Annotated in this window: 21 protein-coding genes; 6 read left to right on the top strand and 15 right to left on the bottom strand. The window is 71.9% G+C overall.

Going from position 1 to position 24,479, the window contains the following annotated elements; all coding sequences use genetic code 11:
- Positions 1-141 precede the first annotated feature (141 nt).
- Positions 142-1,227 (top strand): endonuclease/exonuclease/phosphatase family protein, encoded by a 1,086-nt coding sequence (locus tag ACQEUX_RS32780; RefSeq protein WP_433056678.1) that lies wholly within the window; start codon positions 142-144, stop codon positions 1,225-1,227.
- 96 nt (positions 1,228-1,323) lie between these two features.
- Here the strand turns inward: ACQEUX_RS32780 and ACQEUX_RS32775 are convergent, their stop codons facing one another.
- The 4 genes from ACQEUX_RS32775 to ACQEUX_RS32760 all read right to left on the bottom strand — a co-directional run bounded on the left by ACQEUX_RS32775 (position 1,324) and on the right by ACQEUX_RS32760 (position 7,075).
- Entirely contained in the window at positions 1,324-2,664 is a 1,341-nt protein-coding gene (locus ACQEUX_RS32775) for a nicotinate phosphoribosyltransferase (RefSeq protein ID WP_433056676.1), read from the bottom strand.
- 199 nt (positions 2,665-2,863) lie between these two features.
- On the bottom strand, positions 2,864-5,017 hold the full coding sequence (locus ACQEUX_RS32770) for an MMPL family transporter (protein WP_433056674.1): 2,154 nt from the start codon (positions 5,015-5,017) through the stop codon (positions 2,864-2,866).
- 157 nt (positions 5,018-5,174) lie between these two features.
- A complete protein-coding gene (locus tag ACQEUX_RS32765) occupies positions 5,175-5,819 on the bottom strand; it encodes a LuxR C-terminal-related transcriptional regulator (protein ID WP_433056672.1) in 645 nt (214 codons plus the stop codon).
- Positions 5,771-7,075, bottom strand: a complete 1,305-nt coding sequence (locus ACQEUX_RS32760) for a histidine kinase (protein ID WP_433056670.1) — start codon at positions 7,073-7,075, stop codon at positions 5,771-5,773. The genes ACQEUX_RS32765 and ACQEUX_RS32760 overlap by 49 nt, the downstream gene beginning before the upstream one ends.
- A gap of 110 nt (positions 7,076-7,185) precedes the next feature.
- Here ACQEUX_RS32760 and ACQEUX_RS32755 point away from each other — a divergent pair, with 110 nt between their 5' ends.
- The 3 genes from ACQEUX_RS32755 (at position 7,186) to ACQEUX_RS32745 (ending at position 10,293) form a co-directional block, all read left to right on the top strand.
- Positions 7,186-9,321, top strand: a complete 2,136-nt coding sequence (locus tag ACQEUX_RS32755) for an MMPL family transporter (protein ID WP_433056668.1) — start codon at positions 7,186-7,188, stop codon at positions 9,319-9,321.
- Between the two features lie 176 nt (positions 9,322-9,497).
- A complete protein-coding gene (locus ACQEUX_RS32750; protein WP_433056666.1) occupies positions 9,498-9,818 on the top strand; it encodes a GYD domain-containing protein in 321 nt (106 codons plus the stop codon).
- Between the two features lie 37 nt (positions 9,819-9,855).
- Positions 9,856-10,293, top strand: a complete 438-nt coding sequence (locus ACQEUX_RS32745; RefSeq protein ID WP_433056664.1) for a VOC family protein — start codon at positions 9,856-9,858, stop codon at positions 10,291-10,293.
- 12 nt (positions 10,294-10,305) lie between these two features.
- On the opposite strand, the gene ACQEUX_RS32740 is transcribed toward ACQEUX_RS32745, so the two are convergent.
- The 4 genes from ACQEUX_RS32740 to ACQEUX_RS32725 form a co-directional block, all read right to left on the bottom strand.
- Positions 10,306-11,526: a hypothetical protein gene (locus tag ACQEUX_RS32740; protein WP_433056662.1), complete on the bottom strand. Its 1,221-nt coding sequence runs from the start codon at positions 11,524-11,526 to the stop codon at positions 10,306-10,308.
- Positions 11,527-11,670: 144 nt separating this feature from the next.
- The gene (locus ACQEUX_RS32735; RefSeq protein ID WP_433056660.1) at positions 11,671-12,822 is read right to left on the bottom strand and encodes an epoxide hydrolase family protein; all 1,152 of its coding nucleotides are present in this window, start codon (positions 12,820-12,822) and stop codon (positions 11,671-11,673) included.
- A 157-nt stretch (positions 12,823-12,979) separates the two neighbouring features.
- On the bottom strand, positions 12,980-13,513 hold the full coding sequence (locus ACQEUX_RS32730; RefSeq protein WP_433056658.1) for a WapI family immunity protein: 534 nt from the start codon (positions 13,511-13,513) through the stop codon (positions 12,980-12,982).
- A gap of 45 nt (positions 13,514-13,558) precedes the next feature.
- Positions 13,559-14,701 (bottom strand): hypothetical protein, encoded by a 1,143-nt coding sequence (locus ACQEUX_RS32725; protein ID WP_433056656.1) that lies wholly within the window; start codon positions 14,699-14,701, stop codon positions 13,559-13,561.
- Positions 14,702-14,939: 238 nt separating this feature from the next.
- On the opposite strand from ACQEUX_RS32725, the gene ACQEUX_RS32720 reads away from it, so the two are divergent.
- Entirely contained in the window at positions 14,940-16,493 is a 1,554-nt protein-coding gene (locus ACQEUX_RS32720; protein ID WP_433056654.1) for a gluconokinase, read from the top strand.
- A gap of 20 nt (positions 16,494-16,513) precedes the next feature.
- Here ACQEUX_RS32720 and ACQEUX_RS32715 read toward each other — a convergent pair whose 3' ends face one another.
- Positions 16,514-16,798: a putative quinol monooxygenase gene (locus ACQEUX_RS32715; RefSeq protein ID WP_433056652.1), complete on the bottom strand. Its 285-nt coding sequence runs from the start codon at positions 16,796-16,798 to the stop codon at positions 16,514-16,516.
- Positions 16,799-16,954: 156 nt separating this feature from the next.
- On the opposite strand from ACQEUX_RS32715, the gene ACQEUX_RS32710 reads away from it, so the two are divergent.
- Complete coding sequence (locus ACQEUX_RS32710; protein ID WP_433056650.1) at positions 16,955-18,289, top strand: serine hydrolase; 1,335 nt, start codon at positions 16,955-16,957, stop codon at positions 18,287-18,289.
- A 7-nt stretch (positions 18,290-18,296) separates the two neighbouring features.
- On the opposite strand, the gene ACQEUX_RS32705 is transcribed toward ACQEUX_RS32710, so the two are convergent.
- The 6 genes from ACQEUX_RS32705 to ACQEUX_RS32680 form a co-directional block, all read right to left on the bottom strand.
- Positions 18,297-19,082, bottom strand: coding sequence for a hypothetical protein (locus tag ACQEUX_RS32705; protein WP_433056648.1), 786 nt, complete (start codon positions 19,080-19,082; stop codon positions 18,297-18,299).
- Between the two features lie 45 nt (positions 19,083-19,127).
- Positions 19,128-19,886 carry a MerR family transcriptional regulator gene (locus ACQEUX_RS32700; RefSeq protein ID WP_433056646.1) on the bottom strand — a complete coding sequence of 253 codons (759 nt, stop codon included), beginning with the start codon at positions 19,884-19,886 and terminating at the stop codon, positions 19,128-19,130.
- Positions 19,887-19,936: 50 nt separating this feature from the next.
- Positions 19,937-22,249: a putative bifunctional diguanylate cyclase/phosphodiesterase gene (locus ACQEUX_RS32695; protein WP_433056644.1), complete on the bottom strand. Its 2,313-nt coding sequence runs from the start codon at positions 22,247-22,249 to the stop codon at positions 19,937-19,939.
- A gap of 398 nt (positions 22,250-22,647) precedes the next feature.
- On the bottom strand, positions 22,648-22,881 hold the full coding sequence (locus ACQEUX_RS32690) for a zinc-ribbon domain-containing protein (protein WP_433056642.1): 234 nt from the start codon (positions 22,879-22,881) through the stop codon (positions 22,648-22,650).
- A 111-nt stretch (positions 22,882-22,992) separates the two neighbouring features.
- Positions 22,993-23,862, bottom strand: coding sequence for an SRPBCC family protein (locus ACQEUX_RS32685; RefSeq protein WP_433056641.1), 870 nt, complete (start codon positions 23,860-23,862; stop codon positions 22,993-22,995).
- Positions 23,855-24,412, bottom strand: coding sequence for a helix-turn-helix domain-containing protein (locus tag ACQEUX_RS32680; RefSeq protein ID WP_433056639.1), 558 nt, complete (start codon positions 24,410-24,412; stop codon positions 23,855-23,857). Before ACQEUX_RS32680 ends, ACQEUX_RS32685 begins: the two co-directional genes overlap by 8 nt.
- Positions 24,413-24,479: the final 67 nt, after the last annotated feature.

The raw sequence follows: 24,479 nt of genomic DNA, 5'->3' as shown, positions 1-24,479 counted from the left end.
CGCGGCGATACGGTGCACGCACCGCCCCGGGCCGCGCCCCGCCGACAGGTCGAGACGCCGCCTCACGCGTCCCCATCCGCACCACCGGATCGATCTCACGTCCGACGCCGGCGTAGTCGCCGGGAGAGAGGATCGAAGAGGATGCTCCCGACACCCACCACCTCCTGGCGAACCGCGAGAGTCACTCTCGCAGCCGCCATCGCCCTGGTCAGCCTCGGCGTTTTCGGCGCACCCGTCCACGCCGAAGGAAAATCCAAGGTCACCGTGATGACCCGGAACCTCTATCTGGGCGGCGATCTGACGCCATCCATCGGCGCGCCGACACCAGGGGCGTTCCTGGCCGCGAACTCCGCGCTGTTGGGCCACGTCGACCTGGTCGACTTTCCCGCCCGGGCGAAGCTGCTCGCCCGGGAGATCACCAAGAACAAGCCGGACCTGGTCGGACTGCAGGAGGTCGCCCTGTGGCGCACCGGCACGTTCGGTGACCCCGCACCAGCCACCGAAATCCGGTACGACTACCTGGCGCTGCTCATGGGCGAGCTGAGCCGCTCCGGTCACGCGTACGACGTCGCGGTCGTACAGGCCGAAGCCGATCTGGAAGCGCCGGCCGGCGCGCCGCACGTCCTCGACGTCCGGCTCACGATGCGCGACGTGATCCTGGTGCGCCACGGCGGCCGGGTGAAGGTGACCGACTCCTCGTCCGGCACCTTCACCAACAACCTCACCTTCACGCTCCCGGCAACGAACGGGACCGTGACCAGCACCCGCGGTTGGACCGCGGTGGACGTGGTGCACGGGCAACGCCCGTTCCGGTTCGTGAACACCCACCTGGAGGCCTTCCACCCTGGTGTCCGGGTACTACAGGCGCGCGAGTTGCTGGCCGGCCCCCTCGCCACGGCACCGGGTGACGTCATCCTCGCCGGGGACCTCAACACCGGCCCCGACCTGCCCGTCGCCGAGAACCGGCTCGCCTACGCCGCCCTGGTGGCCGGCGGGATGCGGGACACGTGGCAGATCCTGCATCCGGGTGAACCCGGCTACACCGCGGGTCTGGGCGACGACCTGAACCAACCGGCCGACGCCGTCGAACACCGCATCGACATGGTGCTGTTCCGGGGGGCGGTCGTTCCCATCTCGAGCCTCATCTTCGGGACCGAGCGGCAGACCCCCGACGGCCGGTGGGCATCGGACCACCTCGGCTACCTGGCCGTGCTGGCGTTGCGGTAGCGCGAACGCTGCTCCGCGCTGGCGCCGACGCGCCAGCCCGGAGTTGCCACCGGCCCGCCGCAATGACTGCCCCGACGCGTCCGCCCGGCGCGGCTGTCAGTAAGTACCGCCCCGCGCCACCTGCGCGGCCACCCGCTCGTGCAGCGCGGCCAGGGCTGGGCTGACCGCGGCGGTGAGCGGCGCCGGGTCCGCCAGCCGACGCGCCGGCTCCGGTAACCAGGCGAGGTCCGCGTCGAACCGGCCGCGCGCGGCGCGTACCTCACCGGCCGGGTCGGCGACGGCCAGGCGACGGCCGCCGCGCATGACCGGCACGAGCAGCGGCTCGCGGTCGCCCGGCGGCGGTTCGTCGCGCAGCCCCACCACATCACCGTCAGCACCGGCGGGATCGCGGAAGACCTGCTTGGGACCGGGCAGAGTGGCCTTGCCGGGCGACAACTTGAGCACCGGCCGGTCGCCGACGGCCACCAGCTTGTAGGCGCTGTCCAGGGACGGCGCGTCGAACGAGACGCCCATGCGGGTGCCGACGCCGTACGCGTCGATCGGTGCGCCCGCGGCGACGAGCGTCGCGATGACATCCTCGTCGAGGCTGCCACTGGCCACGATCTGGGCCTGAGTCAGCCCGGCGTCGTCCAGGATCGCGCGGGTCTGCACGGCGAGCGCGGCGAGATCTCCGGAGTCGAGCCGCACGCCCACCGGGCCGGTCAGTCCCAGCTCCGCGATGACCTCGACGGCGGCTCGCACTCCGGCGGGCGTGTCGTAGGTGTCGACGAGGAACACCGGGTTCGTCGGGAAGTCGGTCGCGAACGCGCGGAACGCGGCGCGCTCGTCCGGGAACGCCTCGACGTACGAGTGGGCCATGGTCCCGGACGGCGGAAGTCCGTAGCGTCGAGCGGCCTCGACGTCGCTGGTCGCGCCGAAGCCGGCAATCGCGGACGCCCGAGCCACGGCCGCGCCGGCTTCGATGCCGTGCGTGCGGCGGAACGCGAAGTCGATCAGCTGCGCGTCGCCCGCCGCGAGGCGGCATCGGGCGGCCTTGCTGGCGACCGTGGTGTGGAAGGTGATCAGGTTCAGCACACCGGTCTCCACGAGCTGCGCCTCGGCGATCGGCGCGGTGACCTCCAGCAGCGGTTCGTCGGCGAACACCACGCGGCCCTCCGGCACGGCCCAGACATCACCGGTGAACCGCAGCCCCGCGAGCGCTGCCAACGTCGCTTCGTCGAGCCCGACGGTGTCGCGCAGGTAGCCGAGTTCGCCCTCGTCGAACGCGAACCCTTCCAGGAACGCCAGCGCCTCGGCCAGCCCGGCGGCCACCAGGAAGCCACGCTGCGGCGGTAGGCGGCGGACGAACAGGCTGAACGTCGCGCGTTCCACCATGTCCCGGCGCAGGTAGCTGGCCGCCATCCGCAGCTCGTAGAGGTCGGTACGCAGCCCGGTCACGGTTCCTCCATCGGCACTGGGCACCATCGACGGGCAGGTGGCATCGTGGTGCTGCCATCCCGTCGGATCCGGGGCGGACGCCGGCTAGTGCGTCCGGCCCCGGCTTCCGAGCCAGCACGCCGCGACCAGCAGTTGGGCCCGGCTACCCTTTCCGGTCGCCGGTACACCTGACGGCGACCCTCCGCGTTGACAACTCGCGCTACCCGTTCGCCACGGTCGCCGGCTCCGGCGGGGTGTGCGGCCCGCTGGCCGGCCGCTCGTCGCCGTGCCCCGGCCACCACGCCTTGTGCCCGATCAGCGCGGTCAGCGCCGGAACGAAGAACATCGACATGACGAACGCCGACAGCACGATGCCGATCGCCACCGCGAAGCCCATCTGCTGCAGGAACGAGATCGGCGCGAGCAGCAGCACCGCGAACGTCCCGGCCAGGATCAATCCTGCTGCCGCGACCGTCGGGCCGGCGTGTTCCACGCCGTTGGCGGCAGCCTTGCGTGGCTCGTTGCCTTCCCGCGCTTCCTCCCGTAGTCGGGCGATCATCAGGATGTTGTAGTCGGTCCCGATGGCCACCACGAAGAGGTAGAGGATGATCGGCAGCTGGAAGGTGACGCCGGGCTCGCCCTGCAGCCCTTGGAAGAGGTAGACCGTGGCGCCCAGCGTGGCGGCGAAGTTGAGCAGCACCGCGATCACGAGGTAGATCGGCGCGACCAGGCTGCGCAGCAGCAGCGCGAGGATGAGCGCGATCAGGCCGGCCGCGACCGGCAGGATCACCGAGAGGTCGCGGTTGTTCGCCGAGTTGATGTCCGCGAAGATCGCGGTGGTCCCGCCCACCAGCGCCCGGGTGCCGGGCGGCGCCGCAGCGTGCACGGCACCGCGCAGGTCCTCGCGGACGAGGGTGATCGCCTCGTTGGAGACCGGGTTCTCGTCGAGCAGCAGGTTGACCCGGGCCACACTCGGGTCGGTGCTGCGCTCCGGGGGCTGCGCCTGGCCGACACCCGGGGCTTGCGCTACGGCCGCCGCGAAGTCGTTGACCTGTTGCTCGGTCAGCGGCGATCCGTTACTGGTGGTCAGGTAGACCTCGGTAGGGGCGAGCGCGCCGGCGGCGAACCCGCGTTGCAGGTCCTGCGCGGCCTTCGCCGACTCGGTGTCCTGCGGGAAGCCGGCGCTGAAGTCGTAGTCGGCCTTGTAGCCCAGCACGCCTGCGGCGAGCGCGACCAGGAGGACGCCGGATGCCGCCGCGACGAGTGCCGGCCTGCGCCCGACGACCGTGCCGAGCCGGTGCGAGATGGTGGCCTTGGGCGCACGCTGCCACGCCTTCGACGGCCAGAAGACGTATCGGCCGAGCAGCGAGACGACCGCCGGGACGAGGGTGAGCGAGGTGACCAGCATGACGGCGACGGCGATCGCGAGCGCCGGACCGAGCGAGCCGAAGAAGCCCAGGGAGGCGAGGAGCAGCACGAGGAACGCGACGATGACCGCTCCGGCGGCCGACGTGATGACCTCGCCGACCCGCTGGACGGTGACGATCATCGCGGTGCGCTTGTCGTCACCGGCGCGCAGCCGCTCCCGGTAGCGGAAGAGCAGGAACAGGATGTAGTCGGTGCCGATGCCGAACAGCACGATCAGCAGGATCGTCTGCAGATCCTGACTGACACTGAGATCGAATGCCTTGCCCGCGGCGGCGACGAGACCCGTCGTGATGCTCAGGACGACGCCGACGACCACCACGGGCAGCAGCGCGGCGATGGGGCTGCGGAAGATGATCAGGATCAGGCCGATGATCAGGATGATCGTCGCGACGCCGACCACGGCGAAGGCATTGTTGAAGGTGTCCTCGTTGTCGACGAAGCTCGCCACGTCGCCGGCCACGCCGGCGGTCAACCCACTGTTCGCCAGCTCCGGGCCGATGTCCGCTCGCAGATCGCGTACGGCGTCGAGCAGCGCCGGGTCGTCGGGGGTGGGGGCGTCGAGCCCGACGTTGATGATCTGCACGGACTTGTCCGGCGCGACCGCGGGCGGACCGGTCAGGTAGCCGGACGTGTGCGGGATGTTCTTGGCCTTGAGCGCCTGGGCGAGCTGGCCCACCTTCGCCTCGTCCGCCGGTGTGAGCTTCTGCCCGTCGGCGCGCTTGACCACGATGATCGCCGTCGCGGTGGCCTGCTGCGGAAACGCCTTCTGCCCGAGCTCGGTGGCCTGCACGGACTCGTACGAGCGGGGCAGGAAGCTCTCCTGATCGGCGGAGGTGATATCGCTCAGCGACGGTGTGGTGGCGATGATGGCGGCTGCCGCGACCACCCACCCGGCAATCACCCACCAGGCTTTGCCCACAACGAATCTGCCCAGCCGCTCGAACATGGTTTCCCCCGTGTGTTCGGCACCACCGACGTCTGGGGCCTGGAGCGCCCAGGGCACCCGCCCGTCACTCCGCCGGCAGTCTTCGCTACCCGCTGTGCACACTACCGTCGCCCGGCACTCCTTTTCGGATGCTTGGGCTCCGGGGGTTGCGCGAGTTTCAGCCGTTCAGGTAGGCGAGCACCGCCAGCACCCGCCGGTTGTCGTCATCGGACGGCGGCATGCCCAACTTGCTGAAGATGTTGTTGATGTGCTTGCTGACGGCCTTCTCGGTGACGAACAGCCGCCCGGCGATCGCCGCGTTCGACCGTCCCTCGGCCATCAGTCCCAACACTTCCCGCTCCCGGGCGGTGAGGTTCCGCAGTTGCTGCGTGCCCGAGTTGCGGGCCAGCAGCTGGGACACCACCTCGGGGTCCATCACCATGCCGCCGTCGGCGACCCGGCGGAGCGCGTCGATGAACTGGCCGACGTTGGACACCCGGTCCTTGAGCAGGTAGCCGACTCCCCCGCTCCGGTCGGCGAGGAGTTCCCGGGCGTACAGTTGCTCGACGTGTTGGGACAGCACGAGGACCGGCAGCCCGGGCATCTCCACCCGAGCCGCGAGGGCGGCCTGCAGGCCCTCGTCGGTGAAGGTGGGCGGGAGGCGTACGTCGACGACGGCGATGTCGGGGCGGTGGCGGGTGAGTGCCGGCAGGACGGACGGCCCGTCGGCGACGGCCTCGACCACCTGGTGTCCGTACGCGTCGAGGATGTGCGTCAGCCCGTCCCGGAGGAGGGCGAGGTCCTCGGCGATGACAACTCGCACGGCAGCTCCATGGTCACGACGGTGGGTCCGCCGGGCGGACTCTGCACGGTCATCGTGCCATCGAAGGCTGCCAGTCGGCGTCGCACACCCGCCAGGCCGGTCCCCGCGTCCGGCGACGCACCGCCCCGGCCGTCGTCGCCGACCACCAGACTCAGCAAGCCATCGCGGTGCACGACGTGAATCCAGGCACGCCGAGCGCCGCTGTGTTTGGCGATGTTGGTCAGTGCCTCGGCCACCGCGAAGTACGCCGCGGATTCGACCGCCGCTGGTGGGCTGGCAGGCAACTGCACGTCGACGTCCACGGGCAGCGTTGCGGTCAGGGCGAGGGCTTCCACCGCTCCGGGGAGGCCGCGTTCGGCGAGCACCGGCGGGTAGATGCCGCGCACGAGGTTGCGTAGGTCGGCGAGGGCGTGGCCGCTGGTCTCCTGCGCCTCGCTGAGCAGTCGCGCCGCCCGTGCCGGGTCGTCGGCCATGAGCTTCTCGGCCAGGCCGATGCTCATCCGCAGCGCGACCAGCCGGGCCTGCGCCCCGTCGTGCAGGTCGCGTTCGATGCGGCGCAGCTCGGCGGCCTGGGTGTCGACGGTGTCGGCGCGGGTGGCGGCGAGGTGCCGGACCCGCAGGGCCAGCTCCTGCGCCCGGGTCGGGGCGAGGAAGAAGCCGGCGAAGCGGAAGTGCAGCCACACCAGCCAGTGCGCGACGGCCAGCCCGCCGGCGAGGAGCAGCCAGCCCTGCGGCGCGGACAGCCACGCCTTCGCGAAGTTGTCCATCGGCCAGAACACGCCGTAGCCGTACCAGTCGATGGTCAGGTACAGCACCAGCGGCACGAACAGGGCGCCCTCCAGCCCGTACGCGGGCAGCACGAACGCGAGCAGGCAGACGCCGCCGGTGATGGTGCCGGGGATCAGCCAGGCGAAGTCCCGCCAGGTCGCCGGGTCCGAGACCACCCACCGGAACCGCCGCCAGGTGCCGAGCCGGGCGCCGGCGGGCACCGCCGCGTACGGCGACGCGATCGGCGTGCCGGCCCACCGGCTCAGCCCGCGTTGCGCCGTCAGCGACAGCCGTACGAGCACAGTGACCGCGGGGAAGAGCGCGAACCCGATGCCGAGTGCGGGGATGAGGGCGAGGGAGACCACCGACAGTGCGAACAGCGCCACGTTGGTGCTCAGGCTGAGCAGGGCCACGGCCAGGCCCTGCACGGCGGCGAGGGCGCCGGGCCGGAGCTGCTGCCAGATGGTCGACCGTACGGAGCTGTCCACGGCGTCATTCTCCGCCCTGGGAGCGATCCGAATCGGTGGTGCTACCACCACCTTGCTTTCGGGACCTGCCACCCCTGCCTTCGAGCCGCACCGGCCGAAGGATCGATGGCATGACCAGCGAAAACAAAACCGCGCCACGCCGGCTGGCGGGCCTGCCGTCGGGCCGCCGCAGCAAGTACGTGATGCTCGTCTTCTGGCTCGTCCTCGTCGCGGCGGCCGGGCCGCTGGCGATCAAGCTGACCGAGGTGCAGGACAACGACAGCCTCGGCGCGCTACCGGCCAGTGCCGAGGCCAGCCGGGCGGTGCAGCGGGCGGAGGAGGCGTTCCCGGACTCGCAGAAGCCCCTCGCTGTCGCCGTCTACGCCCGCGAGGGTGGGCTCACCGACGGCGACCGCGCCAAGGTGGACGGCGACCGCGCGGCGTTCGCACCGTACGCCGACGGCGGTCAGGTGTCCCCGCCGGTGGCGAGCGAGGACGGGCAGGCGCTGCTGCTCTCCTTTCCCGTCGCCGGGGACGCCGACCAGCGCGCCGACGCCGTGGCCGCCATCAAGGACCGCCTGACCGCGGACGTACCGGATGGGTTGCGGACCGCGCTCACCGGCCCCGCCGGCGGGGAGGACGACGTCTTCGACGCGTTCGCCGGCATGGACACCGCGCTGCTGCTGGCGACCGCGGCCACCGTCGCGTTGCTGCTGCTCATCACCTACCGCAGCCCAATCCTGTGGTTGATCCCGCTCATCACCGTGGTGCTGGCCAACCAGCTCGCCAGCGCGGTGGTGTACCTGCTTGCTCGACACGCCGGGCTGGCCGTGGACTTCCAGAGCCAGAGCATCCTGACCGTGCTGGTCTTCGGTGTCGGCGTGGACTACGCCCTGCTGCTCATCGCCCGCTACCGGGAGGAGCTGCGCCGGCACGCCGACCGGCACACGGCGATGGCCGTCGCGCTGCGCCGGTCGATCGGCGCGATCGCCGCGTCGGCGGCGACCGTCGTGCTCGGTCTGCTGTGCCTGCTCGCCGCGCAACTTCCGTCCACCCGGGGGCTCGGGCCGGTCGGCGCGGTCGGGATCGTCGCGGCGCTGCTGGCCATGACCACGCTGCTGCCGGCCGTGCTGGTCATCTTCGGGCGGTGGCTGTTCTGGCCGTTCGTGCCCCGGTACTCGCCTGACGCGGTCGGGCTCGACGTGGCGACCGAGCACGGAGTGTGGCGCCGGATCGCCGGTTTCGTCGGTCGGCGGCCCCGCACGGTGTGGCTGGGCACGGCGGCTGCGCTGGTCGCCCTCAGCTTCGGTATCGGCAACCTCAGCATCGGCATGCCGCATGACGAGTCCTTCACCAAGGAGGTCGGCTCGGTCACCGGACAGCGGATGATCGAGGCGCACTACCCGAGGGGAGCCGTCGCACCCGCCGAGATCCTGGCCGCCGCCGGCCCGGCCGACCAGGTGGTGGCCGCCGCCCGTACCGTGCCGGGGGTTGCCGAGGTGGGCGAGCCGGAGCGCTCGCCGGACGGGCGTTGGGTGCGCATCGCGGCGGTCCTGGCCGATACGCCGGACAGCGACGCGGCGCTGGACACGGTCGAGCGGCTCCGCGCGGCGGTGCATGCCGTGCCGGGTGCGCAGGCGCTGGTCGGCGGGGACACCGCGTACCTGATCGACGAGGAGCGGACCGTCAGCCGGGACAACCGGGTGGTGGTGCCGCTGGTGCTGGCGGTCGTCCTCGTCATCCTGGTGCTGCTGCTGCGGGCGCTGGTCGCGCCGCTGCTGTTGCTGGCCAGCGTGGTCCTGTCCTACGTCGCGGCGATGGGCGCGGCCGGGTTGATCCTCGACGCGATGGGCTACCCGAACCTGTTCGTCGGGATCCCGCTGCAGACGTTCCTGTTCCTCGTCGCCCTCGGCGTGGACTACACGATCTTCCTCAGCACACGGGCGCGGGAGGAGGCGGCGCTGCTCGGGCACCGCAACGGCGTGCTGCACGCGCTGACGGTCACCGGCGGGGTGATCACCAGCGCGGGCGTGGTGCTGGCCGCCACGTTCGGCGCGCTCAGCGTGCTGCCGCTGGTGCCGTCCGTGCAGACGGCGGTCATCATCGGCGTCGGGGTGCTGCTCGACACGTTCCTGGTCCGCAGCCTGCTCGTCCCGGCGCTGGCGCTGCACATCGGCCCCCGCACCTGGTGGCCGAGCGCTCTGGCGCGGCCAAGGATCCGGCCGGTCGCGGCGACGCCGACCGAGCGGGCACCCGCAGCGTCGTAGGAATCCCGCGGGAGTCGGCAGCCCGGCCAGATCGCGCGCTGGGCCTGGCTGCCGACCTACTCCGCCCGCCGCCGCGGATCCGGCCCTGGGCTCATGACTAGCCACTCCGCCGCCGGGTACGCGCAACCGCGGTGGCGGCCGGGCACGGTGCCGATCCGCCTGGGAGGAGACATCCAATGGCGAAGTTCCTGTTGAGGTCGACCTACACCATCGACGGGGTCAAGGGGTTGGCCAACGACGGCGGCACGAAGCGCGCCGAGGTCGTCCGCAAGTCGATCGAGGCCGCCGGTGGGCAGATGGAGTCGCTGTACTTCGGGTTCGGTGATCACGACACCTACGTGTTGTGCGACCTCCCCGACAATGCCGCGGCGGCCGGACTGGCCATCGCGATCCGGGCGGCGGGCGGCGTGGACACGAAGATCACGCCGGTGCTGACCCCGAGAGAGGTCGACGAGGCGACCCAGCGGAAGGCCGAGTACCAGCCCCCAGGGAGGTGAGCGTCCGCACCACCCGGCAGGACATTAGGTTGGCGACATGGAGCAGCGGATCAGCCTGATCACCCTCGGAGTCAACGACGTGCCCCGCGCGAAGGCGTTCTACGAGCACCTTGGCTGGCGCGGCCAGGAGGTCGAGGAGACCGTCTTCCTCCAGGCCGGCGGCGTGGCCCTCGTCCTCTGGGCCCGTGACAAGCTGGCCGCCGACGCGGGCATCGACGATCCGGGCACCGACGGCTTCGGCGGCGTGTCCCTGGCGCAGAACGTCCGCTCACGGGCGGAGGTCGACGAGGTGATCGCCACCGCAGTCGAGGCCGGCGCCGCGGTGACGAAACCGGCGCGGGAGACGTTCTACGGCGGCTACGCCGGCTACTTCACCGACCCGGATGGTCACGTGTGGGAGATCGCCTGGAACCCCGGCTTCCCCCTCGGCCCGGACGGCTCCCTGACCGTCCCCGACTTCAGCGCCATGGACTGAGCCGGGAGCGGATCAGGGTGCCGGAGACGGGCAGAGCAGCTGGTCCAGCAACGGGAGCTGGAGGGGATCCAGGCAGACCCTCAGCAAGGCGGGATCCGACACCGGCGTCGCAGTCGGAGCCGGCGAGGTCGGTGAAGTCGGTGAAGCCGACGCCGTGGGTGGCGTCGGGACGGCTGACGCGGGCGGCGCCGTGGTGGAAACCGGGCCAGGGGTCGGCGCCGAACTGGTTGGCGGGGCCGGGGCGACCGACGGCGCGGCGGCCGGTGTCGGGGCCACCGCGACCGGCGCTTTCCCGACGGTGGAGGCAACCGCCGGACGAACAGGCGTCGACCTGCTCGGACCACTGTCCGGCAGGTTCGGCGTCGGGCGGCCGACCGACACGACCCTGGTCTTCTCCGGTGCGACCGGCCCGACGGGAAAGGCCGGGACGAGGACCTGGCTGACCCTCGGCACCTCCATGACGACGAGCTGGGACGCAGGGTCGGCCCGCTCTGTTCCCAGAGCGCTGGGGCCGAGCGTCGCGAGCACCACCGCTCCGACGGCGGCGACGGCGGTCACCCGGCGGTCCGGGCGTGCCGCCGTCAGCGGTGCCTCGTCCGGCCCGACCAGCGGCAGCGGCGTGGGTCGGGCATCCTGATGGGCGGCCAGCAGCGCGTCGACCTGTGCGGTGACGGCCGCGCGATCCTCGGTGGCCGCGAGGGTGAGGTAGAAGCGGAAGTTGACCACGGCGCTGGCCGGGACGAGCAGCCCGGCGAGTCGACCGTGGTCGGGCAGCAGGGTGACCGGGACGTCGGGGTGGTGTCCGGGGCCGACCAGGTCCGCGTACCTCCACTCGCGCCGACGCTCCCTCCCGGCGAAAGCCACCCGCCGGCTGGTCACGACGGCCATGCCGGTGTCGGCGATCCGCAGACCCGCCGGCAGCGCCTCATCCACAGTGTCGGCAAAGTCGCACGGCCCCGGTGTGGGCAGTCCGGGGACGTGCCGCGCCTCGGCCTCGACCAGCGTGGCGACGGGGAGGACGCGGAAGACGAGTTCGTCGTCGTCGAGGTCCACGGGCAGGCCGGTGCGTGGCTGCGTACACCCGAGGAAGCCGGCGGCTTCGATGCGCAGCCGAGCCAGGTGGTCGTTGCGGCGCGACCAGGCGTCGGTGGCGTCGCGGTACGCGCGCCGCCGCCGCTCGTTCTCGCGCTCGGCCCAGGCGAGCCGCCAGGGGGAACATGCCAGTGAGGTCACGGTCACACGCGGTACAACCGCTCATGTACGTGACAGGCAACGCCGGCTGGATCGATGCTTCCCTTTGTTCCCGAAAGGAGAGAATTGCAGGATCATGACCGACAGCGGCGGAGCCGGCCACGATCGGACCGGCTCCGCCTCATGTCAGGACCTGCGCAGCGAGGTGAAGAACTGTCGCATCTCACCGGCGAGCAGGTCCCGCTCCTCCAGCGGCATGAAGTGCCCGCCCCGGCCCGGCTCGCTCCAGTGCCGGATGTCGGTGCAGGCTCGCTCGGCGATCTCCCGAGGAAAGTTGGCCTGCGACGGTTCGGTGCTCACCGTGAACGCGGCGGGCACGGTGATGTCGGGCCGCGGGGTGTTGTGGTCGAAGTCGGCGTACTGCCGGAACGACGAGCCGATCGTGCCGGTCGCCCAGTAGAGCGTGATGATGGTGAGCAGGGTGTCGGCGTCGAAGCTGTTCGCCAGGTCCCCGTGGTTGTCGCTCCAGTCCCGGTACTTGTCGACGAGCCAGGCGGCCAGCCCGGCCGGTGAGTCGGCGAGTGCCGCCGCGAGGGTGTCCGGGCGGGTGCCCATGATGGCGCTGTAGCCGCCGTCGGTCTCGTCGTACGCGGCTTCGGCGTCCAGGTACGCCTGCTCGGCCGCCGACAGGGGACGAGCGTCGAAGCTGGCCGGGAACGGCGGATGGATCATGTGGATGCCGGCGACCTGCTCCGGGTACAGGGCACCGAGCCAGCCGGTGACCACTCCCCCGACGTCCCCGCCGAAGGCGCCGTAACGCTGATAGCCGAGCACGTCGGTCATCAGCTCGTGCAGCGTCCGAGCGAGGAGCGCCCGGGTCACCGGCTCGCCCGGGGCCTCCGAGAAACCGAAGCCGGGCAGCGATGGCACCACCACGTCGAACGCCTCGGCGGGGTCGCCGCCGAACCGGGCGGGGTCGGTCAACCGGTCGACCAACGGCAGCATCTCGACGAAGCTGCTGGGCCAGCCGTGGCTGAGGATCAAGGGCAGCGGCGCGGGCGTACCGCCCGGTCGGACCGCGCGGACGTGCAGGAAGTGCAGCTTCCGGCCGCCGACGAGCGCCAGGTGGTGCGGGTACGCGTTGAGCTCGGCCTCGCGGGCTCGCCAGTCGAACCCGTCGTGCCAGTAGGACACCAGGTCCCGCAGGTAGTCGGGGTCGACGCCACCCTGCCACGGCTGGCGGCCGCTGCGGTCGGTGAAGCGGGTACGGGCCAGGCGGGCCCGCAGGTCGTCGAGAACCGCATCGGATACGTCGACGCGGAACGAGGAGAAAGACATTGGTCCTCCGATAAGGAGGGCGCTCCCCGACGCGAGCGGTCAGCTGAGGGGGACGGCCGAGAAGAGCGCCCAGGAATGACGATGGGTGGTCACCGGGCTCACCTCCTCTCGTGGCTGACGAAGATCACCATAGCCGACAGCGAACAGCCGGCAGCGGTCAGCCGGCTCGCCGCCGGTACGGCAGGGGGCCTCGGGCCGGAAACCGCGACTCTGTGCGCGGCGGGTACGCCTCGCAGTGCTCGGCCCAGTGTTCGGCGGCGGTCGCGAGGGCATCCGCGGAGACGGTGAGGACCAGCGGGTAGACGGCGCTGGACGGGCGGCGCATCCACGGCGGCAGCGACTCGGCGGAGAACTCCACGATCAGCTCCAGCCGGCGGCGGCGGAGCACCCGCGTCCGCAGGGCCAGGTTGGGTTCGGTGAAGCGGACCAGCGCCGGTGGCGAGCTCAGCCCGAGGGCCGCGGTCGCCTGCCCGTGCAGCCATCCGCCGAGCGCGCGGGCTTCCTCGACCATGAGGCTCGGGTAGTGGTGCGACCAGGTCTGACCGTCGGCGGTACGGGCGTCCACCTCGATGAGCAGCCAGTCGTGCCACCCGGGCGCGGCGCCGTCGGGGTCTTCGGGCGGATCGATCCCGGGCTGGTAGCCGACGGGGCGTATCCGCACCCGTGCGCCATCGTCAGACCGGATCTCCACTCGATCATTCTGGCCGACCGAAGCAGACTTTCGCCCCCAAATCGGTCACTTCCAGATGGTTCGTCGCACGCCTCGGTGCTCGGCGCAGGCGTTGGAACGACCGCCGGTGAGGCTGACCGAGCCGTCACGGCACTGCACGAGGTAACCCCGACCGGCCCAGAACTGCGGCACACAGTCGAACCAGTCGCACACCTCGGTGGCCGGCTTGCGGATCCGTGTGCCGCCGCAGAAGTCGTACCCCAGTGGGTTCTCCGGCGCCCCGCAGCGCGGGTCGCGGGTCGTGCTGGGCGACGGGCGTGGTGACTTCGTCGGCTTCGGCGGTGGGCTGCCCAGCACGGGCGCCGGGCGGATCAGCGCGGGTGCCACGCTGGGGGTGGGCGCCGGGGTGGCGGCGGCGGCGACCTCCGGGCCGCCGGTCGGGTCGGACGGGTCCGACTCGATCAACGCCGCCGGCACCAGCAGCGCGATGGCCGCGGCCACCGCGAGGGTCCTGCGGCCACCGGGAACGAACGACGAGAGCCGGGCCTGCCCGGGAGTCGCCACGGCCGGCCGAAACGGCTTGAGCTGGGCGTGCTCGGCGATCAGCTCGTCGAGCTGGGCGAGCACCGCGGCGCGCTGTTCGATCGCGTCCGCGAAGGCCAGGGTCAGCTTGAACCGGAAGTCCGGCGCGGCATCGGTGGGCAGCATCAGCCCGGACGTGCGCCGCCGGTCCAGCACCTGGATCAGGGTGACCGGCGCCGCCGGGTCGTGGGCCAGCCCGGTCATCCGGCCGTACGCCCAGTCGCGCCGACCGCGTCCGCCGAGCAACACCAGCCGACGGCTGGTGATCACGGCCATGCCGGCGTCGGTGACGCGTACGCCGTCCGGGCGGCGCGGGCGCAGCGACCCGGCCTGCGGGGCGACCGTGAGGTCCGGCGCGGGCAGCACGGTGGTGTGGCGAACCTCGACCAGTTGCGCGGCGGGCAGTGCCCAGAGCACCACCTCGTCAGCGGCCAACTCCAGTGGCAGGCCGGCACCGGCCGCCGCGGAGCCCTGGAAGTCGGCGGCCAGGGCGCGTAGCCGCCGCAACTCGTCGTCGCGTCGCCGCCACGCCGTCTCAGCGCCGCGGAACGTGCTGATCCGCCGCACGTTCTGCCGGTGCGCCCACCGGTACCGCCAAGTGGAACCCGTCGAATCAGTCTTTGCCACGCCGACTCCTTCGCCGCGCAGGCCACCAATCTGGGGTGTCACGTCGTTAACCGGCGCGGCGCGGCGCCCGGACACGCCGGAACGGGCAAAATACCCGATCGGCGGAGCAACCCACACGATAGGCCGATACTGCTGCACCGACGATCGACCTTTCCGCGTGTCGTGCGGGCCGATCGGTAACGTCAGCCGCAGCCGGGTGGCGAGGCCGCCGCACCGCCGCTCGAAGGGGATGAGGGTCGTGCCGCAGGACACCCGGCCCGCCGTGGTCATCGGCGTCGACATCGGCACCACCAGCACCAAGGCCGTCGCGTACGACACCGACGGGCGGCAGCTCGGCAGCCACTCGGTCGGCTACCCCCTGAACGACCCGCAGCCCGGGTACGCCGAGCAGGACCCGCAACTCATCCTCGACGCGGTGCTGAAGTCGATCAGCATCGTCGTGGCCGAGCTGGTCGAGCCGGTGGCCGGGCTGTCGTTCAGCTCCGCCATGCACAGCCTGATCGGGCTGGACCCGGCCGGCAACCCGCTCACCCCGTCGGTGACCTGGGCCGACTCGCGGTCGACCCGGCAGGCCGAGCGGCTGCGGGCGGTGCCGTCCGGGCTGGCCCTGCACCGTCGCACCGGCACACCGATGCATCCGATGTCGCCGCTGCCCAAGCTGCTCTGGTTCGCCGAGCAGGAGCCGAAGCTCTTCGAGAGCGTCGCGCACTGGGTGGGCATCAAGGACTGGGTGCTGCTACGGCTCTGCGAGGCGCTGGTCACCGACCACTCGATCGCCTCGGCCTCCGGCCTGATGGACATCCACACGCTGACGTGGGACAGCGAGGCGCTGACCATCGCCGGCATCACCGCCGAGCAACTCCCCCAACTGGTCGCCACCACCGCCGTGCTGCCCGGCCTCACCCCGCAGGCCGCGGCCACCACCGGCCTGCCACAGCGCACCCCGGTGGTGGTCGGCGCCGGCGACGGCCCCCTGGCGAACCTGGGTCTGGGCGCGGTGCACCCCGGCATGGTGGCCTGCTCGATCGGCACCAGCGGCGCGATGCGCGTCATGGTCGAGCGGCCCGGCGTGGACCCGCTCGGCGGGGTGTTCTGCTACGCGCTGACCGAGCAGCGCTGGGCGGTCGGTGGCGCGATCAACAACGGCGGCATCGTCCTCAAGTGGGCCGGTGCCGCGCTCGCCCCGGATCTCGGCGAGCACTCCGAGGAGGAGCTGGTCGCCCTCGCCGCCCGCGCGCCGGCCGGCTCGGGCGGGCTCATCATGCTGCCGTACCTGCACAGCGAACGGGCGCCGCACTGGAGCGCACTGCCGCGCGGGGCGTACGTGGGGTTGACCCACGGGCACCGCCGCGAGCATCTGATACGAGCCGCACTGGAGGGGGTCTGCCAGCAGCTCGCGCTGGTGCTCAGCTCGGTACGCGCGGCCGGCAACGAGGTCCGTGAGATCCGGGCCGGCGGCGGCTTCGCCCGCAGCGGCCTGTGGCGGCAGATGCTCGCCGACGTGCTCGGCCAGCCGGTGAGCTTCCCGACCGCGCACGAGGGATCGAGCTTCGGCGCGGCGCTGCTCGGCATGCAGGCGCTCGGGCTGATCCCCAGCATCGACGTCGCCGCCGACCTCGTGCGGATCGAGGAGACGGTACGCCCCGACCCGGCCGCCGCCGCCACCTACGCGTCGCTGCTGCCGCTCTTCGCCGAGCTGTACGACGCGCTGGTGCCCGCCTTCACCTCGATGCGCCGGTTGGCACCCGGCCTGCCCGCGGAACCCGAGCCATCAACAGGACCACCGATGTGACCGTTGCCGGCGCGCCCGGGTCAGGGCGCCTCGACACCGGAGATCAGGTAGCGGTGCACGTCGGCGTCGAGGATGGCCGCCGTCTGCACATCGCTCGGCCCGGAGCCCCGGAACGCCGCCAACTGCTCCGCTGACTCCCAGCGTTCGTAGACGTGGATCCGGCCCGGGTCGAGCGGGTCGGCGGCCAGCAGGAAGTCCAGGCAACCGGCGGTCGCTCGCGCCTGTGCGATGACCTGGTCGCACTCCGACAGGTAGGCGTCGCGCGCGCCCGGCTCGACACGCAGACTGCCGGCAATGATCAACATTGGGTTCCCTCCGGGGTCGGTGTTGCTGATGAGCCTGATGCCTCTGAGTCATATTGATACCGGAGAGTCATCACCCTCCCGGGGACATCGCCGCCCGGACGGGTGACGCCAGCCCCGGGGACCTCGTCGGCCTCTCACGTTTCTTATCGTGCAAACGTGAGCAAAAGCGACATAAATTCCTGCGTACTCCTGAAGGTGCTGACGGCGACGGTCGCGCTCGCGGTGCTCGCGACGACCGGGCCGGCCACCGCGGACGGGCCGGGGGCCACGGCCGAGCCGGACCACCGGACCGAGCCGGGGTACGCGGCCGACCCGGGCGACGGGCAGAGCCACGAGCCCGGTGTGGACCCGGCGCCGGAGCGGCCGCCGACGAGCGAGGTGTCCTGGTTGTCGTTCCCCGGCGGGGTGTTCGCGGTGGACTCGCTCGGGCACACCGTGCGCTACCGCGCCTGCGACGGCGACACCGGCCGGGTGGCCGACCCGGGCATGCGGGTCGCCGCCGGGGTGGCCAGCGGTGAGGTCATCGTCGGGGGCACGGCCTACCGCTACCGGGTGCCGTTGGTCGGGCGCAGCGAGGGCACACTCGAGGTGATCCGACGACACCGCCCGCCCACCGAGCTGACCGGCGTGGTGGTCACCAGTCCACAGCCGCCCACCGACCCGGTCGCGGGAGCCCGACTGTTCCCGCTCAGCGGGCAGCTCGCCCGGGTGGTCGCCGACGCGAGCCTCAACCCGGCCGGGGTCACCGTCCGCGACCTGTCCGGCCGGTACGGCGACCAGCAGATCGCCGTCAACGGCGCGCTCCGCCCCAAGGCGGCCAGCGTGATCAAACTGTGGATCCTCGTCGAGTTGCTGCGCCGGGTCGACTGTGGACAGGTCTCCCTCGACGACGGCGTGCTGGTGACCCCGGAGGACGTGGTCGGCGGCACCGGCCAGCTGCAGTTCGAGACGTTCCCGCAGGTGGTCACCCTGCATCGACTCGCCCAGTACCTGATCAAGTACAGCGACAACATCGCCGCGAACGTGCTGATCACCTACCTGGGCGGGTTCGCCCCGGTCAACGCGCTGATCGACTCGATGAACCAGCGGTCCACCATCCTGGCGCGCCGGATGCTCGACAGCGGGGCCGCGCAGCGCGGCGAGGAGAACTACACGAGCCCCGACGACGTGGTGTCCCTGCTCGGCGCGGTCTGGGACAACGAGATCCTCACCCCCGCCTCCCGCGACCTGATGATCGGTTTCATGCGGGAGCAGACCCTGAACACCAAGATCCCGGCGGCGCTGCCACCCGGGGTGCCGGTGGCCCACAAGACCGGCGACCTTCCGGACGCGTCACACGACGTCGGCTACTACCTGATTCCCGGCAGCGAGACCGCCGTCGCGTTCCTCACCGCCGGGCCGATGGCCACCGGTGACGAGACGGTCCGCCGGATGGCCCGTACCGTCTACGACTTCCTGGTCACCCCGACCGGCGGGCCGGTCGAGGAGTGAGCCGGTGTCAGGCCCCGGGGATGTTCGCCGGCGGGTCCTCCCCGACCAGGTCGGCCGCCGGCGGATCGGCCGACACCGGCAGCCCGAAGTCCGAGTACGTCAGGTCGAGCTGCGCGGTCTGCGACTGCTCGCTGGCCAACTCGATGCGGTAGCGGACCAGCCGCCCCTGCTCGTCGACGGCCGCGGTGAACGGCACCGCCCCGGCCCGGTCACCGAGCACGCCGCGGACACCGCTGCCCAGCACCGCAGCGCTCTCGCGCAGGTCCAGCGTGCCGGCGTACTCCCGCGCGCCGGTCTGCCGGACCCCCGCCGGCGCGGCCAGCGTGCCGGCCAGCCGGGTGTTGTCCAGGCCCTGCTTGGCCGCCGGAGCACCCGGCGCGCCCACGTGCCACCAGGTCTTGCCGTCCCAGACCGGGACGCGGCGGTCCGGGGCGGTGACCCGCACGTACACGTCCGGCCCGGTGGTCAGCCGCTCGATCTTCACCTCACCGTTGGGCACCTTCAGCGAGGTGGTCTCCAGACCACGCTTCGCCTTCGGGTCCCAGAGCAGCACCGTGCCGTCCCCACCCGCCGCCCCGCCGGTGCCCACCGTCAGCTTGTACGGCTGCTCGTCGGCCTTGCCGGCGGCGGCCTTCAGCACCGCGACCGGGTCGGTCGGGACCGGCGACGCGCTGGCCGTCGGACGGCCCGCGTCGGGTTCGTCGCCGGTGGCCACCAGTGCCCACACCCCGGCGGCGACCGCCACGGCGACGATGGCGCCAGCGGCGATCAGCTTCGGCTTCTGCACGGTCATCTCCCCGAGGGTGCGGTCCGGCCAGACTAGCCGGACCGCACCCACTCAGGCGCGGCTGATCGCGTTGGCGTGGATCGCCTCGTTCAGGTACGCCGCCAGCCCCGGGGCGATGTTCTCGTAGTACGCGGTGAACCGCTCGTCGGCCAGGTACATGTCGGCCAACCCGGTCTGCATCTCGTACGAGCACTCGTAGAACCAGCGGCTGATGAGCTGCCGGTGCTCCTCGGCCAACTCCATCGCCTCCGGGCTGTCCGCCGGTGCGCCCGAGGCCAGCACGACGACCATCCGCCGACCCCAGTCCTCGTTCTCCGCCTTGTTACGCAGCCAGTCTTCCTTGCTGTAGCGGGCGACCCGCCGGTTCGACTCCCGGTACGCGTCGGTGTCACCCCAGCGCTGCTCCGCCTCGGCCTGGTGCTCCTCCGGGTCGAAGTCACCGAAGACCTCGAACCGCTCCTCCGGCGTGAGCTGGATGTTCATCTTGCTCGCCTCCATCGCGAACTCGATCGCCGTGACCATCTCCTGCAACCGCTTGAGCCGTACCGTCAGCAGTTCGTGCTGACGACGCAGGTGCGCGGCCGGGTCGGCCGCCGGGTCGTCGATGATCGCGGCGATCTCCTCAAGCGGGAAACCCAGCTCCCGGTAGTACAGGACGAGCTGCAACCGCTGCAGGTCCGCGTCGTCGTAGCGGCGGTAACCGGCCGAGGTGCGCCCACTCGGCGAGAGCAACCCGATCTCGTCGTAGTGATGCAACGTCCGGACCGTCACGCCGGCGACCCTCGCCACCTGACCCACCGTGTACGCCATGGTTCCCCTCCCTTCCGGGAACCAGGCTCCCGCCTGCCGCTACGTGAGGGTCAAGGCCGATTCTGACCCACCATGGCGGCGCCGTCCGGCCGCCCGTACAGATAGCCCTGACCGCGCGGGCACCCGATCGCGGCGACCGCCTCGTGCTGGCGTTCGGTCTCCACCCCCTCGGCGACCACCGCCAGGTCGAACGCGCCGGCCAGCCGGGTGACCATCTCCACCGTGGCGTACGCCCGGTCGTCGTCGGTGCCGAGGCGGGCCACGAACGAACGGTCGATCTTCAGCTCGGTGGCCGGGATGCGGTGCAGGTAGCTCAGCGACGAGTAGCCGGTGCCGAAGTCGTCGATGGCGATCCGGATGCCCAACTCCCGGAGCTGGTGCAGCCGCTCCAGCACCGCGTCGGTGCCCTCGATCAGCGCCGACTCGGTCAGCTCCAGGGTCAACGCGCGTGGCGCCAGCCCGGCGGCGCTGGTGGCCGCGGTGACCGTGGCGATCAGGTCCGGCCGGCGCAGGTGCGCGGCGGCGATGTTCACCGCGACGGTCGCCTCCGGTGCCCGACCCCGCCAGGTCGCCGCGGCCCGGCACGCCTCGTGGATCACCCAGCGGTCGATGGGCAGGATCAGGCCCGTCTCCTCGGCCAGCGGCAGGAACCGGGCCGGTGGCAGCATCCCCAGTCGGGGGTGCCGCCAGCGCACCAGCGCCTCGGCGCTGCGGACCGCGCCGGTGGCCAGGTCCACGATGGGTTGGAACTCCAGGTGCAGCTGCTCCTCGTCGACCGCACGGCGTAGATCGGCGATCAGCTCGGCACGGGAGACGGCCGACTCGCGCAGCGCCGGGGTGCACGTCCGGTACGCGGACTTCCCGGCCGCCTTGGCCGCGTACATGGCGATGTCGGCGTCGCGCAGCAGATCGGTGTGGGAGGCGTGCTGCGGACCGTACTCGGCGATGCCGATGCTCGCCGACGGGTGCACCCCGACGTCCTCCTCACCGTCGGAGGGCCGCAGCGCGTCCAGCAGCCGCTCGGCGAGCCGCTCGGGAGACACCGGTCCGTCACCGTCGACCAGCACGGCGAACTCGTCCCCGCCGAGCCGGGCGATGGTGCCGTCACCGCCCACGGCAGCCCGCATCCGGGCCGCCAGCCCGGTCAGCAGCGTGTCTCCGGTGGCGTGCCCGAACCGGTCGTTGACCTGCTTGAACCCGTCCAGGTCGAGTAGCAGCACGGCCACCGGTCGCCTGTCGCGCAGGGCCAGGCGCAGCCGCCGGTTGAACAGCAGCCGGTTGGGCAGCCCGGTGAGCTGGTCCCCGTACGCGAGCCGACGCAGCCGGGCCACCAGCCGCAGGTTCTCGTTGGCGGCCAGCCCCTGGCGTACGGCGAGGGCCGCGAGCAACGCCATCATGGTCACGAAGACCAGGTGCGGTGTCTGCCCGGTGGGCCGACGGGCCAGTACCACCGCGATGATCGCCCCACCCACCGGCAGGTACGGCAACGCCACCCGCCACCAGGGCGGCAGCGGCGACTCGGCGGTGTCATCGGTGCCGTCGCAGTCCGGCGGTGGCCGGTTTCTGGTGGCCAGGCCGATCAGCAGGTAGCTCAGCGGCCAGCACAGGTCGATCGGGTGTCCGGCGACGTAGTCGCCGCGGGCGACCTGCGACACGTAGACGACGTCGGCGACCACCCGCAGGCTGAGGCTCGCCGCGAGCACGCTCATCGGTCGCCACATCGGCCGGGCCGGGCCGCAGACCGCGACCAGGATGGTGAGCTGCATCAGGTCGAACATCGGATAGAGCAGCCCCAGCGTGCGCGCCGGGTCGGCCAGTTCGGCGGCGGCGACCCCACGGAAGACCAGCACCCAACCCATCGGCACCAGGGCCAGCGCGACGATCACCCCGTCCAGCAACGTACGGGCCCGCCTCACCGCGGTCCGTGGGGCGGACGGCGAACTGAGCAGCGCGGCCGTTCCGCTGATGATGCCGGCGGTGAAGACCAACCCGACCAGCGGTGTGTGCGGCAGGTCGCCGCCGACGAGCCGCTGCACCGTCCAGATCGCCCGGCCCAGCGCGGCGAGCGCCATGGTGACGGCGAGCAGCGTCCAGAACCGGCGCAGCCGAGCCGGATGGCGACGAGCCACACCCGCACAGGCCACGGTCACCCAGCCGGCCACCACCATCCCGCCGAGGTCACTGACCAACGCGGCGCCCGGCAGTGCGGCGACCAGCCAGCACGCCTCCAGGAGAACGACCGCGCCCGCGGTGATCGGTCCGACGCGGTTCGGCTGGGCCGCCGCGACGCCGATCGCCGGCCCGCCGGTCGGCTCGGCGACGGTGGGCTGCCCCGCAACCCGCTCCACATCATGTCGTGACACGGTCGCTCCGGCTCTTCGTCGTGCGTGCACCCTCGCGGACCGCTCCATGACAAACCCCGAAAGCCTAGCCAGCAGCCGGGGCGCCCCGCCAGGCCCGGACGGCCACGCGCGTCGAGCCGGTCCGGCCACACAGGACGAGCATGCCGGGGCGGCCCCTCTGGTGCTCGCTCCTGTCGAGCTGCCCCGTTGATGGAGGTGGGTGCAGCGAGGGCGCTCAGCGCCCGACGGATCGATTCCAGGGTGAGCGGGGCAGCCTGGTGCCGGCCGGTGGACGGCGGGCGCGGCGGTGCTTCCGCCGGCCGGGGGTGCAGGGCGGGCGCGGGGCGGTGTGCACCGGAGGGCCGGCGGGCGGGGGTTGCCGGCCGATCAGCCAGCACAGGAACGGGGCCACCTGCGGCTCAGCCGACCGGGAGACGCGCGGCGTCGGACTTGGAGATCTCGTACTGCGCACCGCAGAACGTGCACTGCTGCGCGTACCGGGTGCGGATCGGGATGAGGGGGATGAAGAAGAGGGTGAACTTCGTCGACCGGCGGGTGATCACCTGGGCGGCGTGGTTGCCGCAGTGGCGACAGACCTGCTGCACGACACCGGACCGGTCGACCTTGGTACGCAGACCAAAGATGAAGAACATCGCCGTCCAGTACCCACTCCACCCCGAGAAGTCACCCCGCACCGGCAACGAACACGCCCGCGAGCGCCGGCCCGTGTGCGGTGGGCCGGCGCTCGCCGGGGTGTCGGCGTCTCAGCTGGCGGGCTGGGGCTCCAGACCGGGCACCTCGGCGGGGAGCCAGATCGGCTGCCAGTCCGGCACCTCGTGGTAGCGGCGCAGCTCGAACAACCCGGAGACCGTCCCGCTCCAGGCCGCGTACGGGGGGTTGGTCTCGTCGAAGCCGCTCTGCACGAAGGTCAGCGTGGTCCGACCGGCGGACTCGGCCAGCTCCCAGCTCGTCACGCCGGTGGGCCCCCAGTCGACCGAAATCTTCCGGCCCGGCTCCAGGTCGACGACCTTGGCGGCGTAACCGGCGTCGAAGCCGCCCATGGCGTACCGGCCGCCGACCCAGGGCTCGATGCCGATCGGGAAGCCGAACCACGCGCTGGCCTGCTCGGAGTCGGTCAGCGACTGCCACACCTTGTCGGCGGGGGCGGCGATGACCAGCTCGCCGCGCAGGTCGGCGGAGGTGAAGTCGGTGCGCGGCAGCAGCGGCCGGCCCTCCAGGTGGGCGGCCAGGTTGGCGATGGACAGCGCCCAGTACGTCTGGAGCACACCCCGGATGCTGGAGCCGCTCATCGCCTCGGCGAAGTCGAAGTGGCTCTGCGTCAGGGTCAGGACGGTGGTGTCCGTGCCCTCGGCGGTCAGCTCGAACGTGGTGGTGGTCTCCACCCCGTCGAGCAGCCAGCCGAAGCGCAGCGTGTCGTCGTCGGCGTGCAGCGGCCGCTGGTGCGGGGCGTCACCCTCGGGCGTGTAGCGGCCCCAGAACTCGTACCGCTGGGGCAGCTCGACCTCGGCGTGCTCGGCCAGCCAGAGGCGCAGCTCGGCCGGGTCGGTGAGGGCCTCGCGGACGCGCCCGACGGACGCGGAGAGACGGGCTTGCACCTTCATCGGTTCACTCATTGTCGTTCCCCTTCGGATAGCAGGCCACGGCCAGCTTGAAGGCGTCGCCTTCGCTGCCGCCGTAGCGGGTGAACAGGTCCTGAAGTGCGGTTTGCAGGTCGTGCAGGAACTGTGGGCGCTGCTCCGCCGGCACCCGGATCTCGCCGGAGACCCCGATCGAGGGCAGCTCCGGCGCCGCCCGGTCCAGGGCGGCGATGTCGGCCTGGACCTCCTCCATCAGGTCGAGCAGGTAACCCAGGCTCAGCTCGTCGCGGGCCCGGCGCAGCCCGATCCGGCCGACGAGCCGGGGCGACAGCCAGTAGGACCGGGCGGCCGCCTGGTAGATGCCCTCGGTGATGCCGCGGACCTTGCGCTCGTTGACCAGCTCGACCAGGCCGGCCGCGACGAGCTGCTTGACGTGGTAGTAGACGCGCTGTGGCGTCTGGTCGAGTCGGGCCGCGACCTCGGTGCAGGTGCGGGGTTCGGCCAGTTGCCGCAGCACCTCGACGCGCTGCGGTTTGAGCAGGACCTCGGCCTGCTCGATCTGCTCCAGGTACAGGACGTCTCTCATGGCAAAATCAGTTTGTACGTACAAAACTTGTTTGTCAATCGCTTCGCGAGAAGCCGCGCCGACTTTC

Origin of the sequence: Micromonospora sp. CA-259024, assembly GCF_050936255.1 — a bacterium.
GTDB lineage: Bacteria > Actinomycetota > Actinomycetes > Mycobacteriales > Micromonosporaceae > Micromonospora.
This window is presented reverse-complemented; position numbering and strand designations above follow the sequence as displayed.

Bases quoted from the DNA above. Each gene is read 5' to 3' on its own strand.
- ACQEUX_RS32685 (WP_433056641.1), bottom strand. From the start codon at position 23,862: ATGAGTGAACCGATGAAGGTGCAAGCCCGTCTCTCCGCGTCCGTCGGG.
- ACQEUX_RS32745 (WP_433056664.1), top strand. From the start codon at position 9,856: ATGGAGCAGCGGATCAGCCTGATCACCCTCGGAGTCAACGACGTGCCC.
- ACQEUX_RS32705 (WP_433056648.1), bottom strand. From the start codon at position 19,082: ATGACCGTGCAGAAGCCGAAGCTGATCGCCGCTGGCGCCATCGTCGCC.
- ACQEUX_RS32770 (WP_433056674.1), bottom strand. From the start codon at position 5,017: ATGTTCGAGCGGCTGGGCAGATTCGTTGTGGGCAAAGCCTGGTGGGTG.
- ACQEUX_RS32755 (WP_433056668.1), top strand. From the start codon at position 7,186: ATGACCAGCGAAAACAAAACCGCGCCACGCCGGCTGGCGGGCCTGCCG.
- ACQEUX_RS32735 (WP_433056660.1), bottom strand. From the start codon at position 12,822: ATGTCTTTCTCCTCGTTCCGCGTCGACGTATCCGATGCGGTTCTCGAC.
- ACQEUX_RS32690 (WP_433056642.1), bottom strand. From the start codon at position 22,881: ATGTTCTTCATCTTTGGTCTGCGTACCAAGGTCGACCGGTCCGGTGTC.
- ACQEUX_RS32780 (WP_433056678.1), top strand. From the start codon at position 142: ATGCTCCCGACACCCACCACCTCCTGGCGAACCGCGAGAGTCACTCTC.
- ACQEUX_RS32750 (WP_433056666.1), top strand. From the start codon at position 9,498: ATGGCGAAGTTCCTGTTGAGGTCGACCTACACCATCGACGGGGTCAAG.
- ACQEUX_RS32700 (WP_433056646.1), bottom strand. From the start codon at position 19,886: ATGGCGTACACGGTGGGTCAGGTGGCGAGGGTCGCCGGCGTGACGGTC.
- ACQEUX_RS32680 (WP_433056639.1), bottom strand. From the start codon at position 24,412: ATGAGAGACGTCCTGTACCTGGAGCAGATCGAGCAGGCCGAGGTCCTG.
- ACQEUX_RS32715 (WP_433056652.1), bottom strand. From the start codon at position 16,798: ATGTTGATCATTGCCGGCAGTCTGCGTGTCGAGCCGGGCGCGCGCGAC.